Consider the following 16,938-nt stretch of genomic DNA (forward strand, 5'->3'; position numbering starts at 1 on the left):
TAGCTTACTCATCAGACAAGTTGCTTTTTCCCAGATAATCATCCCCCTCCCTTCCGGTCGAGTTATCATCAACGCCGGTAGGTTTGACGTTTTCGGTTTCTTCTCCCACCAAATAATCTGGCCCGGCAGCAGTTTCATCCCGGTCTGTATCCTGTGTTTTCCCGTCTTTTTCCATCGCTTATTGGTTAGTTATTTTAGCAATAACTAACCAATAAGCGACTTAGTTATGAGTGCCTAACTGCGCAGGTACCAGACAGGTGCGTCAACCAGGGTTACGTTCACTAACTGCCCCACCTGCACATCACTTCGGCTGGTGAACAACCGTACCGATACGTACCGCGACAGGTCAACATCCAGCTCAACAGTACTGCCCCTGAAATACACGGCCCGAACGGTACCCGGTGTGCCCACATCGCTAAGGGAGATCTGTTCGGGACGCAAACAAACCAGCGCATCCGGGTTATCAGAAACGGGCCGGCCAAACAGGGATACGTATTTCGCTTTGACAATCGTGACCGGGCCCGTCATACGGGCAGCATAAGCCGAAACGGGTCGATGGTATAGTTCAGCGGGTGCCCCCAGCTGAACCAGTTTTCCATCCCGCAGAATGCCCAGCACGTCGGCAATGGACAGCGCATCGGTTGTGTCGTGCGTCACGAACAGACAGGAAGTGGGTGGTGTTTCGCCGGACTGATGACGAACCAGATCGAACAATAAATCACGAACCAGCAGGCGGTTGGGTAAATCGAGATGACTGAACGGTTCGTCCAGCAATAGCACCGACGGTTTGTCGGCGATGGCCCGGGCAATGGCGGTCCGTTGCTTCTCGCCCCCGGATACCTGTCGGGGTAACCGGTCCTGCACATCGGTCAGACGGCACAGTTTCAGCAGTTCGTTGACCCGAAACGTGCGGTAGTTTTTTTCGAAAAACCGAAGCGCGTAGGCTATATTCTCCCGCACCGACACATTTGGCATCAGTTGGTATTCCTGATGCACCAGCCGGATAGACTCGTGCCCCGGCACCAGTTTCTCGGACGGTCCCAACACGCGTTCATCGTTGAAGCGGACTTCACCCGTGTCGGCATCGGTCAGTCCTGCCAGCAAATTCAGGAGCGTACTTTTCCCTGATCCACTAGCACCCACCAGGGCAACAATCTGACCAGGCTGGAGCGTGATGGATACGTTCCTGACCGCTTTTACATCGCCAGAAAATGATTTAGTGAGTTTGGTGGCCGTGAGCATATTTAGTTGTAAAACCCTACAAGGTTTTCAAAACCTTGTAGGGTTGAATGATTGGATTATTGAGTATCAAAAAATAAAACTCGTACTCAAAAACTCCGACTTGTGCTCACCCACAATTTCGTTTAGAATAGCCTTGTTGGCCGCTGTATCTTTCGTGGCCACGGCCGACCGGATAGAGAAAGAGCGTAGGGCATCTTCCACCGAAAGCGTTCCTTCTGCGGAGTCTTTACGACCGGTAAACGGAAAGGTGTCGGGGCCCCGCTGGCATTGGGCATTGATGTTGACACGGCTGACGAGGTTGACGAGCGGGTCGATGAGTTCGGCAATTTTCGTCGTGTCAGTACCGAAGATACTGGCCTGCATGCCGTGGTCGTCCGTGATAAGGTACTCGATAAACTCCTCGGTATCGTCATAAACGACCACTGGAATAACGGGGCCGAACTGCTCTTCCCGGTAGAGCCTCATCCCTTCTTTTACCGGATAAACCACGGCGGGTTTAAACAGCGAAGCTACCGTTTTGCCACCGTCTTCATTCACCACCGATGCCCCACCGGCGGTAGCATCGGCAATAATATCGGTCAGGTATTGCGTTTTGGTGGGTTCGGGGAGGGGCGTAATCTGGACACCGGGCTGCCAGGGCATACCGGGTTTAAGTTTACTCACTTCAGGGCTTAACTTCGCCAAAAACCGGTCGACGATGGAGCGATGCGCCCAGATAATCTTGATGGCGGTACACCGCTGCCCGTTGAACGAAAGCGAACCAAGGAGGCACTCACTCACGGCCACATCGAGGTCAGCATCCGGCAGGATGATAGCGGCATTTTTTGCATCGAGGCTCATAATTGACCGCAGCCGGTTTAGTTTGGGATGTAATCGCTGTAGCTCATCGGCCACTTTGCTGGACCCGATAAGCGTCAGCACGTTTACTTTCCCCGACTGCATAACGGGCGGCACTACATTGGCCCCCCGGCCGTACAATGAATTCACCACCCCTTTTGGGAAACTGGTCCGAAACGCTTCGAGCAATGGATAATGTAGTAGCGAACCGTGTTTGGGGGTCTTGAAGAGAATTGTGTTCCCCATCAGAATGGCCGGGATGAGCGTGGTGTAGGTCTCATTGAGCGGATAATTGAATGGCCCCATGGCGAGCACAACGCCCAGGGGTGACCGGCGTATCTGCCCGATAATACCCTCCTCAATTCGGAAACGGGATGAGTTCCGGTCCATATTTTTGAGGGTATCGACGGTATCATAAATGTATTTTACGGTCCGGTCGAACTCTTTGGTCGCATCGGCAAGATTCTTACCGATTTCCCACATAATCAGGTTGATAACCAGTTTCCGTTGCTCCAGCATTTTACCGATGAAGGTTTCCATGCAGCCAATTCGGTTGGCAGTGCTCATTTGCGGCCACTCGCCCCGGCCATTATCGTAGGCCGCCACGGCGGCATTCAGGGCCTCCACGGCCTGGTCTGGACCAGTAACCGGGAAACTACCGACTAACTGCCGCTGCAACGTACCATTGGCATCGGGTAAACAAACGGGTGAGTATACGTCCGAAAAAGGTCCATCCCAGGAGCGCATTTCTCCATTGAGCAGGTATTCGCGCTGGTGAATAGGTTCGATATGGTATTCGGCAGGAATTTGATCCCCGTTGGCAGGAAAGAGGCTGGTAAGCTGTGCGTCGTTCATACTAAAAACTGATTGTAGGTAATGGCGGCAAACGTCGCGATTTAGCCAGCGAAATCCAATAGAAGACAGCCCTTTCTACCAGGAAACGGAGAGCGACCGGGGGCTTTTGCGGCCTTACATCCCTACCCGGCTGTCTCTATCGGTAGTTGGCTGGTCATGTTGTTACTATAGCCGGATGTCGGCCAGGTTTCGATCAACAATAGATTTGACATCGAATATGATTGATTTCTCGTCCCTCTTCAACCGATTGATGTCCAGTTCCAGGAATTGTTTGTGCGCTACCGTCAGAATTACACCATCGTATTTATCCACCCCTATAGCCCGAATCAACTCAATGCCGTATTCCTGCTTCACCTCTCGTGCTGATGCCCAGGGATCATACACGTCCACTGTGAGACCAAAATCGTTCAGTTCGTTATAAATATCAATTACTTTGGTGTTGCGGGTATCGGGGCAGTTTTCCTTGAATGTGAACCCCAGAATTAAAATACGGCACTGCTGAATCTGCGCCCCGTTGGCAATTAGTTGCTTCAGTGTTTTCTGGGCTACGAATACGCCCATCCCATCATTTACCAGCCGCCCCGACGATATAACCTGCGGATAGTAGCCCAGACTTTGTGCTTTATGAACCAGGTAATACGGGTCAACGCCTATGCAATGTCCACCAACTAAACCGGGCTTAAAGGGCAGGAAATTCCATTTGGTAGCAGCCGTAGTCAGTACATCGTTCGTGTCGATACCCATTTTGTCGAATATGAGCGCCAGTTCATTCACGAACGAAATATTAATGTCGCGCTGGGCATTTTCTATCGCTTTGGCGGCTTCGGCCACTTTGATGGATGGGGCTTTATAGGTACCTGCTTCAATGATAGAGCGATACAACTGATCAATGCGTTCGGCCACTTCCGGTGTTGAACCCGACGTAACTTTCAGGATCTTCGTAAGTGTCCGTTGCTTATCGCCGGGGCTGATTCGTTCGGGTGAGTAGCCGCAGAAGAAATCGTTATTATAGGTCATATTACTCCACTTTTCCAGCACCGGTACGCAGTCCTCTTCGGTACAGCCCGGATACACCGTTGATTCGTACACGACGATATCGCCTTTTTTCAACAACTTCCCAATGGCTTCCGATGCACCGAGCAGGTAGCTCAAATCGGGTTTTTTGTACGCATCGATGGGCGTGGGCACCGTGATGATGAAGATGGTGCAGTGCTTTAAATCACGCACGTCGCTGGTGAATGACAGTAACGATACCTCCTCAATTTGCTCCTTACTCATCTCCCGCGTAGCGTCGTACCCATCCATCAGCTCCCGAATGCGCCTACCGTCGATGTCGAAACCCACAACCGGGTACTGCTGCCCAAACGCCACCGCCAGCGGCAAACCCACGTACCCCAATCCGACAACACCAATGGATACTTCTTCCTGGTCAAGCATGCAAAAACAAATAGTAAAGACAGTGTAATTTAGTCATGCACCAGTTCGGGCGACATACGAATTACGCGCATGTCGCCCGAATTGGCTATTATTGTAGACGTATATTTTGTGGATTCCACGAACGCCCACCAGTGGGTATTTCCTTTTTCAGTCTCTACTGACTGCCTGAAAAATTAGCCAAATGACAAAAATCAGCCTCATTGCTGCCGTTGCTCAAAACAGGGTTATCGGTCGCAACAACCGCGATGGCAAACCAGACCTTCCCTGGCACCTACCCGACGACTTTGCTTTTTTTAAGCGCAAAACCAGCCATCACCCCATCATCATGGGCCGCAAATCGCTGGATGCTTTGGGAAAACCATTACCGAATCGCACCAACATTGTGCTGACCCGCAACCGGGACTTCACGGCGGATGGTGTTACGGTTGAGCATACGCTGGAGGAGGCCATTGCGGTAGCTTCGGCCATCAATCAGCAGGAGATTTTCGTCATTGGTGGGGGTGAAATCTACGAAATGGCACTGCCAGTGGCCACAACCCTGTACCTGACCGAAATTCAGCAGGCGTACGAAGGTGATGCTTATTTCCCGGATTTTGACAAGAGCCAGTGGGAGGAAGTTAACCGTGTGCCGCACCCCCCCGATGATCGGCACGCCGTGGCATTTGACTTTGTGGAGTACGAACGCAAAAACGGCCGGTAGTTTTCACGCCCTGTTTGGCTGCCTCTATTTATAGAAAAGGGCGTTTTACTGCCTAAAAAATGGCTGGCAACGTCAATACAAATTCGGTAAACTCCCCTTCTTCACTTTCTACGGTTAGGGTTCCCCCGTGCCCTTTGGTTACAATATCATAGCTGAGCGATAACCCTAAACCCGTGCCCTGCCCGGCTGGTTTGGTGGTAAAAAACGGCTGGAATATTTTTTGCGTAATGGCATTCGGAATACCAGTGCCATTATCGCGGATAATTATGCTTATTTGATTTGCTACCCTAGCTGTCCTGACCGACACTTCCGGATAATAGTCTGATGACGCGTTCTGCTTACGTTTCTGCACCGCGTAAAATGCGTTATTAAACAGATTCAGTAGCACCTGCCCCATTTCCTGCGGCACCACCAGTACGGGACTCAATCCAGCATCGAACCCGGTAGTTAGCTTCACCTCAACAGACTTATCCCTCGCCCGAATGCCGTGATAAGCCAGTTTCAAATATTCTTCGGTCAGCAGGTTTATATCCGTACGCTCTTTTTGTCCCCCACTGGGCCGGGCGTGCTCAAGCATCCCTTTTATAATGACTGAAGCCCGGTTCCCGTGCTGGCTTATTTTCTGAAGATTCTGCTGCACATCGCCTAGCAATTCATTTTCCAGTTCTTCGTCACGTACCGTGCTCTGGCGATTCTCGATTAACTCGGTGACCAATTCGGAACTGACTTCTGAAAAATTATTGACGAAATTCAGTGGATTTTGGATTTCATGGGCAATCCCGGCCGTAAGTTCACCCAGAGAGGCCATCTTCTCGGCCTGGATGAGCTGCGTTTGGGTTGTCTTTAATTGGGACAGTGTTAGCTGAAGGGCTTCTTTTTGCTCACTCAACTGCCGATTGGCCAATTGTTTTGCCCGGTTATTACGGGTTAATAGTAGCGTAAAAGCCACTAAAAGTGCGATGCAACCAATCAGGACCAAAACAAATTGCTGCTGACGCCGGGCTTCCTGATCACGCAGTTGCTGGTCTTTCGTTAACAGCTTAATCTGTGCTTCTTTCTTAAGCAAACTCTGCTGGTACTGCAGGGAAGCCAAACGGCGTGTGGTCGCTTCGGCCGTTAAGCTGTCTTTGTACGCACTGTATTGTAAATAATACCGATACGCCTGCGCGTAATCACCCTCCCTGGCAAATGCCTTGCTTAACTCCTGGTTGGAATCACGAAGTCTTTTCCGCGCCGTGATTTGCTGTACCATCGGCGAATTGCTACCACCAGAGCGAATGAGGGTATCAAGCCAGCGGTCAACGAAATCGGGCCTGGTATGAGGTTTACGGCTCACCTCCGGTACATACGGCTGAACAGGCAGCGCTGTCAGGTTATCGGCGAGGTTGGTCGAATATGCCCGCTTATCGTACATTCTTCGCTCAATCGGCGATGTTGCTTCGGGAGGAAGCGATACGGATTCTCTACTTTTTGCAAGCTTCGCTCCACTGATACGCATAGAAGCATCCAGTGCGTCCATAACGGCAGTAAACACTGCAATTGAAGAGGGGTACCTCTTGGCAGTATTATTCAGTATACGCCCTACCTGACTCATAGCCCAGCCCGCTTCGCGCAAATCACGAATCTGGACCGCAATGCCTTTAGCTTCCTGCACAAGCAGTTCCGCCTGATCGGGTTGCTGTAGCTGTAATCGAAGGCTTGTCAATTGACACAGGGCCACTACCTGACCAGGCAGGTAAGCCAGTTTACGGGCCGAACCAAGAAGCGTGTCGGCTACCTGAATAGAATTAACGTTTCGTCTGAGTGCTGCTTTCAGGCGGCCTACCCCCTCATTTCCCGAAGGTTGTACGGGTTGCCCCAATGTGCTGTCTGGCTGTATGGACTGTGCCCCTACAGGGAGTACGTTCAGTTGTAAAAACAGGGCGGAATAGACGCTGATGCCAACGTAAAAAAGTTGCTTCATAGGTGGTGACTCAACAAACCATACACTTCCTGTTTTTTATCTCCTGTAACCAGAGCCGTACTTGCGCAATCTGGTACAAGTATAGCCCGAAAATACGTAAACCATACGACGGTGGCCCGGCCAAAGATTCAGAACTTTTAGCCGGGCCACCGTCGTAGAAACTGGGTTTATAGTACGTGCTTACTTCATACTCATCACCGCCTGCTTATACCGGGCCGTGCGGGCATCCTGAATGACACCTTTCCAGTTCAGACCAAACCCGAAATCGTACACGTTCCCGTCCGAATCCCGGTAGCTGGTCATGTCGCGGGGCACATCTTCAGCCTGGGCTTCTACGGTTTTCATATCGGCGGGCATCTGCATGGGTAGTAGGGCCGAGGGTTCGTGCGCCCCCGTCAGGATGTCCAGCAATGCCTGATCCTGTACGCCGAAATGGGCCAGAATGGCATTCGATTCCTTTTCAAACTCGCCAACAACTGTCGGGTTCGATACCTGTAGCGCTACAATGACGGGCTTGCCGTTCATTTTGGTGTAGGTTTCCGTCACCATACCTAAATCGGATGTGTTGATGGTTTTCGCCGTTTTGCCCGTATACGTGCGGTTCGTGAATTTCTCCAGCGGGTCACCCCCGCCAATGCTGGGGTCGCGGGTACCCTGAGCGGTGTAGTCGCCGTATTGCAGGCTAACGGGAACGTAACCCGTTCCACCCGCTTTGGCGTCAGGAATGCTGTACCCGCCACCGGAATCCGGACTGCGCACAAAAACCAGTGCGTAGTCGGCTTCGGCGGGGTTTTCAGTAACGGTGAAGTATTTTTTTATGATGGTCAGGTTTACCGGGTATTCCAGCTTTTCGGGAATATCCATACCCAGGAAGTTACGGCCCGCCGGTGTAAATCGTTTGGGAATATAGACGGTTTTGCCTTTGGTGAGCGGCAGGGCCTTAGCCTTGTTCTTCAGCATCACCACCGATTCCAGCTGGGCCTGATACCCGGCATTCATGAAGTCTGATTTACCGACCGTTTTTTGTGACTCCTGCGGGTCCAGATACGGATTTTCAAACAGCCCGGTCCGGAATATATTTTTGAGCAGCCGCACCGCCGATTGCTCAAACCGGGTGCGCATAAATTTTTCACCGTGCTCAGTAACGCCCATCTTATAAGCCGCAATAACCGGCCCCGATTCGTTATTGCCGCCGAACTGGTCGACCCCATTCATCAGGATTTTGTAGTGCCGCTGCGGAACTGTCAACTTCTCTACGCCCCACGATTTTCCGGTTAGGAACACATCCACCGCCGTTTCGTCGGCCGTAATGAGCCAGTCGGTACAAACAACTCCATCATACTTGTATTGCGTACGGAGCAGATCGTGGATGATGTATTTGTTGTAGCTATTACCTACGTTCTCCCCGTATTTTCTGTCCTGATTGAACGAAATTGTGTAGTAGGGCATCACCGCCGAAGCCATGCCGGTTTTCCCTTTCAGTTTAAAGGCACCGTTGATAAAAGGCAGCAAATGGGTCATGAAGTTATTGCCGGGATACACGGCGTATTTGCCATAGCCATAGTGCGCATCACGACCACCCTCGCCCGAACCGCCACCAGGCCAGTGCTTTACCATGGCATTAACGCTGTTGTAGCCCCAGCCACCCGTCAGTTCACGGGCACCGGTTGAGGTCTGGAACCCGTCGATGTACGCGCGGGCCATATCGGTGGCCAATTTGGGATCTTCACCAAACGTGCCGCTCACGCGGTTCCAGCGCGGGTCGGTGGCAATGTCAACCTGGGGGGACAAGGCCGTGGCAATACCCAGCGCGCGGTATTCGGTGGCCGCAATCTGACCAAATTTCTGCACTAAGTCGGGGTTGAACGTAGCTGCCAGCCCCAGCGAGCCGGGCCACATCGAAATAGCCCCACCGGCACCCGCATTGAATTCGGCATCGGCCCGGGTACCGTGCCGGGGGTCGGAGCTGCTGTTTATGGGAATACCCAATCCTAATCCTTCTACCAGCGCCTGCGCGTTGTTGTTCCATTCGGCAGCCGCTTCCGGACTTTGCACCGACGTTATCAACACGTGGCGCAGGTTATCTTTGGTCAGAAACTCCTTTTGCTGGTCTGACAGATCGGCTACTTTAGCACCACTCTGGGCAAAGACTTTTCCATTATACGTACCGGCGAACGGACCTGCTGGTGCTGCCGGAATGGGCTGGTGTTTACTGTAGAGCATCAACCCGGCAATCTGGTCGATGCTCATCTGAGCAGCCAGGTCCTTCGCCCGAACGTCGGCCGAGAGCCGCCAGTCTTCGTATTTGTCCAGCTTGCCGTTTCTGTTCAGGTCTTTAAAGGACAACCCTTTGTCGGTCAATAGTTTGACGCCGGAGGCAGGGGCATAGCCCAGGGTCTGCCCTCCTTTGTTAGTCACTTTTGTCCAGTTCACGGTTTTTGGTTCGGTCCCGTTCTGGCCAAATAAGACGGAGGTGGAGAGTAGGCCCAGCAGGCCAACGTAAGCAATTTTTTTTCTCATGGTTAGCAGGTAATTCATGCAAGTTACGTCATGAGAATAACTTACGAACTGGTTTTCTGCTCTGCCCGCGCCGACATGGGCAGATCTCAATCTGCATGGGTGAAGAGTCAGGTCGCTTTTTAGAAAAACGCATCGCATACAATTGGGCGGAGAGCCACCAATAGTATGCGATGCGAACAGGGGGCCTGGTTATCCCTCAGTTGAACAAGAGGGGTACGTATTCATTCAGATACTGTCGCCAGTTAATCCAGGTGTGCCCGCCCGACGTTTCTTTGTACTGGTATTTGATGTTGTGCTTATCGAGCAGAGCCAGGGTCTTTTTGTTGGCATCCATCACAAAATCGTCCTTTCCGATGGCCACCCAGAATAGCTTTTTACCCTTATTGAACGATGGGTCATTCAGAACCTTCGCGTATTTAGTCTCCGCTTCGTCAACCGTTGCACCGAAAAATCCGGAACTAAAAACACCCACATAATTGAACAGTTCAGGATGTGTCATTGTAATGTCCAGCGTTTGAAAACCGCCCATGCTCAACCCGGCCAGGGCTCTGTTTTCGGGTTTGTTCAGGGTCCGGTACGTTTTCTCTACCACGGGCATTACGTCTTTCAGCAACTCGGCACTAAACAGATCCCGCATCCGGTTCATGGTCTGCCCATTGGGCATACCCGTTTGCGGAGGCAATGGCATACTCCCGCTGGGCATCACCACAATCATGGGTTTAGCCTTTCCGGCAGCAATCAGATTGTCAATGATAAACCCCGCCCGGCCAATGCTGTTCCAGCCCGAATCATCATCGCCTGCTCCGTGAAGCAGGTAAAATACGGGGTATTTTGCGTTCCCTTTATCGTAGCCGGGTGACGTATATACGTGCATCCGGCGCATCATATCCAGCGTGCTGGATGGGTACCACACCTCCCGCACCTCGCCATGGGGCACCATTTCATTCTCTTCAAAAGCCGTTTCGGGGCCGGGGACGCTCATCACGTTTTCAATACTGCTGATACCCTGTTTGATAACCGGATTCTTAGGGTCTGCCGTCCGCACGCCATCCACCATCAGCGTGTAGGTATAATAGTCGGGGCGAAGCGGCCCAAGGGTGGTTGACCAGACACCCAAATCGTTTTTAGTGAGGTTAACGGGTTTGTTAGTGCCCGTAAAATCACCGGATACCGTTACTTCACTGGCTTTGGGGGCGTAAATCTGAATAGCAACCCGCTTATCATCCATCACCCTGGGCGACTTGAGTGTATCATTCGGGGTTGGCTGTCGTCGGGGTGCCTGCGCCAGCAGGCCGGATACGATTAATGAAGCACACAGGGTTAGTGAAATACGGCGCATAGCTTGGGTTGTTTTTACGGTTAGTTTGACTTTAGCGGGGTAGGTCTGTCCACAAAAACAAATCCGGACAAAGGCATTATTTACTCGTATTGACCGGACTCAGGCATCAATTTACTGGTCAACGAGCCTTAAAATGGCAGCGAAATAGTACAAATGCAGTATTGTCTTTACTTTAGTGAATTGGTAGTTTTGCCCGCTACTACATAACCAGGAGTAGGTATGAAACAACAGTGTATCCTTGCCCTTTTACTGGCGTTTTCAACCCTGGCTACCGACAGCAGGGCACAGGCAACCGTGGCGGGATATTGGCTTGGCGTAACCTACCCCAGTGATCCTAATCAGGCAGTGTATAACTACACCATGACGCTCACGCAGGCCGGCACTACGGTTGGGGGAACGGCGCAAACGGCGAATCCCAACGTACCATTTGGGGGCGTTGCTTACATTAGTGGCATTCTGGGTGGATCAACCGTTTCGTTCGTCGAGTCGGATAAGAATGGCAGCTCCGCCGTGAAAGACATTTGTTTCTGGAAGGGAGTTATTGTCTTTAATAGTACTGACGAGAGCCTTATTGGCAACTATGCGAATATCGTTAACGGCACCACCTGCACCGATGCGGGTGGCGGCACGATTGAGTTGTATCGGATTGCCCTGAAATCGCCGAGTACGTTTTGCAAAGACGGCCCTATGGATTTACGGGTTACGGGCAAGAACCTGCGCTGGTACTCGTCCGATAAGAAAACCACATTGCTGGCCAGCGGTAACACGTATAGTCCGAAACTTACCAAAACAACAACGTTTTACGTCACCCAAACGCTTTACCAGAACGAAAGTCCGGTAGTACCCATCACCATCAATGTACTGGAATCATCCCTTACCGTATCGACGCTTAATACGGGCTGCGATAAGAACAACGGTTCCCTTGCCGTAGCCGCTACCGGCTCCAGCGGTTTCCAGTACAGCCTGAATAATGGCCCCTTTCAGAAGAATGCTTTATTTACCAGCCTGAAGCCGGGTTCTTACACGGTAGTGGCCCGGGACACCCTGGGTTGCAAAACCGAACAGGCAATTACCATCACCTCCGATACGGCACCCACCATTACCAGTCTGGTTAGTACGCCACCCAAATGCGCTACAGCCAATGGCACGATCAGCGTAGTGGCCGCGGGTGGTAAAGGACCCCTCACCTACTCGATTGACTACGGGGTTACCTACCAGACCAGTTCACTTTTTACGAACCTGGCCGGTGGTTCTTATACCCTTCGGGCGCGGGATGCAAACGCCTGCGAAGTAAACCGGGCGGTTACTTTACCGGTCTTTAAACCAATGGTCATTCTTAGTTCGGCAGTTACACCCACCACCTGCGGCCAGGCGAACGGACAGGCTACGTTAACAATAGCGGGGGGAACGAACCCCGTTCAGTACAGCAGTGATAACCAGCTCTATCAGGCCAGTGGTGTTTTTACCCGGTTAAAATCGGGGAACTACAGTCTCACCGCCCGCGACAGTGCTGGTTGCACCGTAACCCAGTCGGTGAGTGTAGCCGCCAGCACAGGGCCGCAACCCGTATCGATCCAAACAACGGCCGAAGGATGCGGACTGAAGAACGGCATCGTCTCGTTCAGCACGAACCAACAGGCCGGTTCCAATGAATACGCCCTCGATGGGCAATCCTTTCAGCGCAAAACGGCCTTTACCGGTCTGGAAGCGGGGATTTACACCCTAACTATCCGCGATGCCAGTAGCTGTACCCTTTCCCAAACCGTTACCATACCACTGGATTGTCCGAACGTTGTTCATTTGCCAACCGCTTTTTCTCCCAATCGGGATACCAGCAATGACGGTTTTACCGCCCGTTTTGCGTTCCCGTCCCTGTCGGTTACCCAATTCACCGTGTTCGACCGTTGGGGAGCCATTCTGTACAGCCGGTCTAATTTTACCCTGACGAGTGGCGAACCGCTCTGGGATGGCCAGTTAAACGGTCAGCCAGCCCAGCCCGGTGCCTACGTGTACCGGCTGGATTGCCAGTTTCCCGATGGCACCCAATCGAGTTACCGCGAATCGGTAGCATTACTGAATTAAACTACCCATGAAATTTTTGCTTGTTGGTTTGGGCAATATTGGCCCCGAATACGCACTCACCCGCCATAATGCCGGCTTTATGGTCCTCGACCGGCTGGCGGCCCAGCACGGGTTTAGTTTTTCCATGACCCGCCTGGCCTACACGGCCAAATGGCAGCACAAAGGAAAACAATTGTTTTTTGTCAAGCCTACAACCTATATGAACCTGAGTGGCCGGGCCGTACTCTATTATATGAAGCAGGAAAACATTCCGGTGGAGAATGTACTGATTATTACGGACGATAAAGATTTGCCATTTGGCAAACTACGCCTGAAGCCCAAAGGGTCGCCGGGGGGGCACAACGGACTGAAGAGTATCGACGAGGTGCTGAACAACCAGCCATACGCCCGACTGCGGGTGGGCATTGGCAACGATTTCTCAAAAGGCAGGCAGGTTGATTTCGTGTTGGGTGAATTTCCGGAGGACGAAATGATCCAGTTGCCGGACTATCTGGACCGGGCAGGAGCGGCTGCACTCGCGTTTTGTACTATGGGCATAGAAATGGCTATGAATAATTACAACCAATGATATAACTTTTTAAAGAATTTTATAATTTTATCAATATGTATTTTATACCTATCAATACTCACTGTGCAGAATAATATTTTTCTATATTCAAAATAATTGAGCTAAAAGGCGTTAATAATTAAAAAGTCGGCATTATATTCGGAATAATATTTGGCAGCACACCCTATAGAACCCTTGCGATTTAAAACTTTCTATAGACATTTGTGTGTTATCTAATTGAAAACAAAATAGAACAAAACAATGAAATCACGCGTTATCTTTGCATCGTTGGTACTTGGATTAGGATTGACGATATCACAGGCAGGCGCGGCTACCACCACCAACACTGATGATAGCCCGGCAGCCAAAAAGCCGGCAAGTACGATGCTTGTCAATGGTTCACAGAAGGTATTTGCTTCGTATGTGGAACAACACATTGCCAAGTTTGCAACTACTACAAATTGGCAGAATTTTATGAGTGTTATCACTTCGTATAACGACCATCCGGCCGCCGTGCTGAACATTAGCCCTGCCGACCGTGCTACGTTCAACGAAGGAGCCGCTCAGGTCATCAATGAACTGGCTAAGGTGAATGATACCGAAGCCGCCCACTGGATGGATCAGGCAAACCACACGACCCGGATGATTAACTTCCTCTGGAATGTGAACCTCCCGATCAGTGAAGTAACAGAAACCCCTGAAATTCAATAATTTAGATATAACACTAAATTAGTTGAGTGAAGGGAACAGAAAAGAGTAAAAGTTAGTTTTTCATGTAGAAAAGGTTAAGGGTTTAGGAATAGTCAGTATAGGGTTCTCTGCACGATCAGGGAACCTTATCTTTTTTATACCCCTCCCCACCCGTTCAGTTCGCTACTGGCAGTCTGCTTTTGACCCGATTCATCAACAGAAAAGCCGTCCCCGGATTAAGGGGCGGCTTTTCTGTTGATGAATCGGGTCAGCCATGAGTAGGCTTAAATCAACACCACCCTATTCTCGTACCACTTTCACAACCTGGCTTTGGGTAGTTGTCAGCACCCGAAGCAGATACACCCCCGTTGACTGACCTAGGCCAATCGTAGTCCGCACCGTACCCACCGGTTGAGTAAGACTCTTTTCACTCATCCGGTGGCCCCGGCTGTCGAACACTGACAGCGTTAGGCCACCCACCGCCCCGCTAATTTCAACACTCACCTCGTCGGCCAACGTCGGGTTGCTCAATACAGTTACCCGCAGCGATTCTCCGATTTCTTTAACCCCTATCCGGAGACTTGCCGAGCAGTTAGCCAGCCAGTTATAGGCGTGCGAAGCCGAACTGCCAGACTGCACCGCACGCAGGTTAATGACCGGGTTATCGGTGTAGAGCTGAAGGGTGTAGGGTCCCGGACTGGTAGTGGGCAACATTTCATTAACCACCGAGAAACTGATGGGTACCCCCGTTCCTCCCCCGTAAACTGGGCTGAAGCTCACTCGGCGCAACGTGGCCGACAGAGCGGTACAACTTGCCCCAGTCACCCCCGTGATGGTAAGCGGAGCAGCTGGATTCTGACAGGCGGCCAACCAGTTGTAGGCGTACGAAGCCGTCGTGCCAGATTGCATCGCACGCAGATTAATGACTGGGTTATCAGTATAGAGGGTCAGAGTATAGGGGCCCGGACTGGTAGTGGGCAGCATCTCAATAACCACCGAAAAACTGATGGGTGCACCCGTCCCACCGCTGTAAGTTGGGGTAAAACTCACTCGACGCGAGGTGGCCGAGAGGGATGTGCAGCTCACCCCAGTCACGTTCGTTATGGTGAGAGGAGCAACAGGATTTTGACAGGCAGCCAGCCAGTTGTAGGCATGGGAAGCTGAACTGCCAGATTGCACCGCACGTAGGTTAATGACCGGATTATCGGTGTAGAGGTCCAGAATGTAGGGACCCGGACTAGTGGTAGGCAACATTTCATTGACTACGGAGAAACTAATGGGTGCGCCCGTTGCTCCGCTATAAACCGGGGTAAAACTCAGCCTGCGCGACGTGGCCGAGAGGGATGTACAACTCACCCCGGTCACATCTACAATCGTAAACGAAGGAGGGAGAACGGGCGCGTTACCACAGGCCGATAGCCAGTTGTAAACAAAACTGGCTTCTCCATCGGTCCCCGTTTGGGAAGCTTTCAGGATAATACTCGGATTGTCCGTATAAAGATGTAGACTGTAGGGCCCGGGACTCGTAGTGGGCAGCATTTCATTGACTACCGAAAAGCTGATGGGCGCGCTGGTAGCCCCGCTGTACTGGGGACTGAAACTGATGGTGTATCGATTGGCCCCGCTAGGCGTACAACTCAATCCGGTAACTCCCGTAATGGCCAGGCTCCCATTGGTCAGGCCACTAACTTTACGGATACGGTGATTGTACGTATCCGCAATGAGGAGATTACCCCCCCATCCACCACCACACCCGAAGGACGATATAGAAGTGCCCCCGTGGCCGGGCCACCATCCCCACTGAAACCAGCAACACCAGTACCCACTACCGTGCTGATGATGCCACTGGTAGACACCTTACGGATACGGTGGTTATCAAAATCAGCGATGTAGAGATTACCGGAGGCATCCACCGCCACACTAGTGGGACTAACCAGACTGGCTGCTGTGGCAGGCCCCCCATCCCCACTAAAGCCCTGACTGCCATTACCCGCCACTGTACTAATAATCCCACTGGTAGACACCTTGCGGATACGGGCGTTGTTGAGCTCAGCGATGTAGAGATTACCGGAGGCATCCACCGCCACACTAGTGGGACTAACCAGACTGGCTGCTGTGGCCGGACCACCATCCCCAAGGAAAAAACCACTTCCGCCACTGCCTGCCACCGTGCTGATGATGCCGCTGGGGGACACCTTTCGAATGCGGTTGTTATTAGCATCCGCGATATAGAGATTGCCCGAGGCATCATACGCCACACCAGTGGGAAAATACAAACCAGCTGCCGTAGCCGCACCCCCATCCCCACTGAAACCGACAAAACCATTACCCGCCACCGTGCTGATAATACCGCTGGTATTGACCTTCCGGACGCGACGATTACCAATATCCGCGATGTAGAGATTGCCCGAGGCATCATACGCCATATCAGCAGGACCATACAGACTGGCCGACGTAGCCGCGCCCCCATCCCCACTGAAACCACTAATACCAGTACCGGCCACGGTACTGATAATACCGGCAGTGGACACCTTACGGATGCGCTGGTTACCACCGTCTGCAATGTAAAAATTGCCCGAGGCATCAAACGCCAAACCACTGGGCCCACTCAGACTGGCCGCCGTGGCTGCACCCCCATCCCCACTGAAACCGCTAATACCAGTACCGGCCACCGTGCTGATGACCCCGCTAGTATTGACCTTACGGATGCGCTGATTATTGTAATC

At 51.8% G+C, this 16,938-nt stretch carries 12 protein-coding genes and 1 pseudogene; 4 read left to right on the forward strand and 9 right to left on the reverse strand.

Features of this window, described 5'->3' with window-relative positions; translation table 11 throughout:
• Positions 1-4: 4 nt before the first annotated feature.
• From B156_RS31840 to B156_RS0121285, 4 genes are all read right to left on the reverse strand, one after another.
• Positions 5-175, reverse strand: a complete 171-nt coding sequence (locus B156_RS31840) for a hypothetical protein (protein WP_018621806.1) — start codon at positions 173-175, stop codon at positions 5-7.
• Between the two features lie 59 nt (positions 176-234).
• Entirely contained in the window at positions 235-1,242 is a 1,008-nt protein-coding gene (locus B156_RS0121275; RefSeq protein ID WP_018621807.1) for an ABC transporter ATP-binding protein, read from the reverse strand.
• A gap of 66 nt (positions 1,243-1,308) precedes the next feature.
• Positions 1,309-2,934 (reverse strand): NADP-dependent glyceraldehyde-3-phosphate dehydrogenase, encoded by a 1,626-nt coding sequence (locus B156_RS0121280; protein WP_018621808.1) that lies wholly within the window; start codon positions 2,932-2,934, stop codon positions 1,309-1,311.
• 165 nt (positions 2,935-3,099) lie between these two features.
• Positions 3,100-4,371 (reverse strand): nucleotide sugar dehydrogenase, encoded by a 1,272-nt coding sequence (locus B156_RS0121285; RefSeq protein ID WP_018621809.1) that lies wholly within the window; start codon positions 4,369-4,371, stop codon positions 3,100-3,102.
• 181 nt (positions 4,372-4,552) lie between these two features.
• On the opposite strand from B156_RS0121285, the gene B156_RS0121290 reads away from it, so the two are divergent.
• Positions 4,553-5,071, forward strand: coding sequence for a dihydrofolate reductase (locus B156_RS0121290; protein WP_018621810.1), 519 nt, complete (start codon positions 4,553-4,555; stop codon positions 5,069-5,071).
• Positions 5,072-5,123: 52 nt separating this feature from the next.
• On the opposite strand, the gene B156_RS32275 is transcribed toward B156_RS0121290, so the two are convergent.
• From B156_RS32275 to B156_RS0121305, 3 genes are all read right to left on the reverse strand, one after another.
• A complete protein-coding gene (locus tag B156_RS32275; protein WP_018621811.1) occupies positions 5,124-7,034 on the reverse strand; it encodes a sensor histidine kinase in 1,911 nt (636 codons plus the stop codon).
• Between the two features lie 180 nt (positions 7,035-7,214).
• A complete protein-coding gene (locus B156_RS0121300; RefSeq protein ID WP_040586158.1) occupies positions 7,215-9,554 on the reverse strand; it encodes a glycoside hydrolase family 3 protein in 2,340 nt (779 codons plus the stop codon).
• Positions 9,555-9,750: 196 nt separating this feature from the next.
• The gene (locus tag B156_RS0121305) at positions 9,751-10,893 is read right to left on the reverse strand and encodes an esterase (protein ID WP_018621813.1); all 1,143 of its coding nucleotides are present in this window, start codon (positions 10,891-10,893) and stop codon (positions 9,751-9,753) included.
• A 219-nt stretch (positions 10,894-11,112) separates the two neighbouring features.
• Here B156_RS0121305 and B156_RS0121310 point away from each other — a divergent pair, with 219 nt between their 5' ends.
• The 3 genes from B156_RS0121310 (at position 11,113) to B156_RS0121320 (ending at position 14,233) form a co-directional block, all read left to right on the forward strand.
• Complete coding sequence (locus tag B156_RS0121310; RefSeq protein WP_018621814.1) at positions 11,113-12,975, forward strand: T9SS type B sorting domain-containing protein; 1,863 nt, start codon at positions 11,113-11,115, stop codon at positions 12,973-12,975.
• 7 nt (positions 12,976-12,982) lie between these two features.
• Positions 12,983-13,543 carry an aminoacyl-tRNA hydrolase gene (gene pth, locus B156_RS0121315; protein WP_018621815.1) on the forward strand — a complete coding sequence of 187 codons (561 nt, stop codon included), beginning with the start codon at positions 12,983-12,985 and terminating at the stop codon, positions 13,541-13,543.
• A 240-nt stretch (positions 13,544-13,783) separates the two neighbouring features.
• Positions 13,784-14,233, forward strand: coding sequence for a hypothetical protein (locus B156_RS0121320; RefSeq protein WP_018621816.1), 450 nt, complete (start codon positions 13,784-13,786; stop codon positions 14,231-14,233).
• Between the two features lie 279 nt (positions 14,234-14,512).
• Here B156_RS0121320 and B156_RS30460 read toward each other — a convergent pair.
• Positions 14,513-15,874, reverse strand: a pseudogene (locus B156_RS30460) (T9SS type A sorting domain-containing protein); the annotation flags it as partial.
• Between the two features lie 14 nt (positions 15,875-15,888).
• Positions 15,889-16,938: NHL repeat-containing protein (locus B156_RS30465; RefSeq protein WP_245563796.1), on the reverse strand; the 1,050-nt coding region annotated here is incomplete at its 5' end.

This window comes from Spirosoma luteum DSM 19990, from assembly GCF_000374065.1.
Taxonomy (GTDB): Bacteria; Bacteroidota; Bacteroidia; order Cytophagales; family Spirosomataceae; genus Spirosoma; species Spirosoma luteum.

Bases quoted from the DNA above. Each gene is read 5' to 3' on its own strand.
- B156_RS31840 (WP_018621806.1), bottom strand. From the start codon at position 175: ATGGAAAAAGACGGGAAAACACAGGATACAGACCGGGATGAAACTGCT.
- B156_RS0121275 (WP_018621807.1), bottom strand. From the start codon at position 1,242: ATGCTCACGGCCACCAAACTCACTAAATCATTTTCTGGCGATGTAAAA.
- B156_RS0121280 (WP_018621808.1), bottom strand. From the start codon at position 2,934: ATGAACGACGCACAGCTTACCAGCCTCTTTCCTGCCAACGGGGATCAA.
- B156_RS0121285 (WP_018621809.1), bottom strand. From the start codon at position 4,371: ATGCTTGACCAGGAAGAAGTATCCATTGGTGTTGTCGGATTGGGGTAC.
- B156_RS0121290 (WP_018621810.1), top strand. From the start codon at position 4,553: ATGACAAAAATCAGCCTCATTGCTGCCGTTGCTCAAAACAGGGTTATC.
- B156_RS32275 (WP_018621811.1), bottom strand. From the start codon at position 7,034: ATGAAGCAACTTTTTTACGTTGGCATCAGCGTCTATTCCGCCCTGTTT.
- B156_RS0121300 (WP_040586158.1), bottom strand. From the start codon at position 9,554: ATGAGAAAAAAAATTGCTTACGTTGGCCTGCTGGGCCTACTCTCCACC.
- B156_RS0121305 (WP_018621813.1), bottom strand. From the start codon at position 10,893: ATGCGCCGTATTTCACTAACCCTGTGTGCTTCATTAATCGTATCCGGC.
- B156_RS0121310 (WP_018621814.1), top strand. From the start codon at position 11,113: ATGAAACAACAGTGTATCCTTGCCCTTTTACTGGCGTTTTCAACCCTG.
- pth (WP_018621815.1), top strand. From the start codon at position 12,983: ATGAAATTTTTGCTTGTTGGTTTGGGCAATATTGGCCCCGAATACGCA.
- B156_RS0121320 (WP_018621816.1), top strand. From the start codon at position 13,784: ATGAAATCACGCGTTATCTTTGCATCGTTGGTACTTGGATTAGGATTG.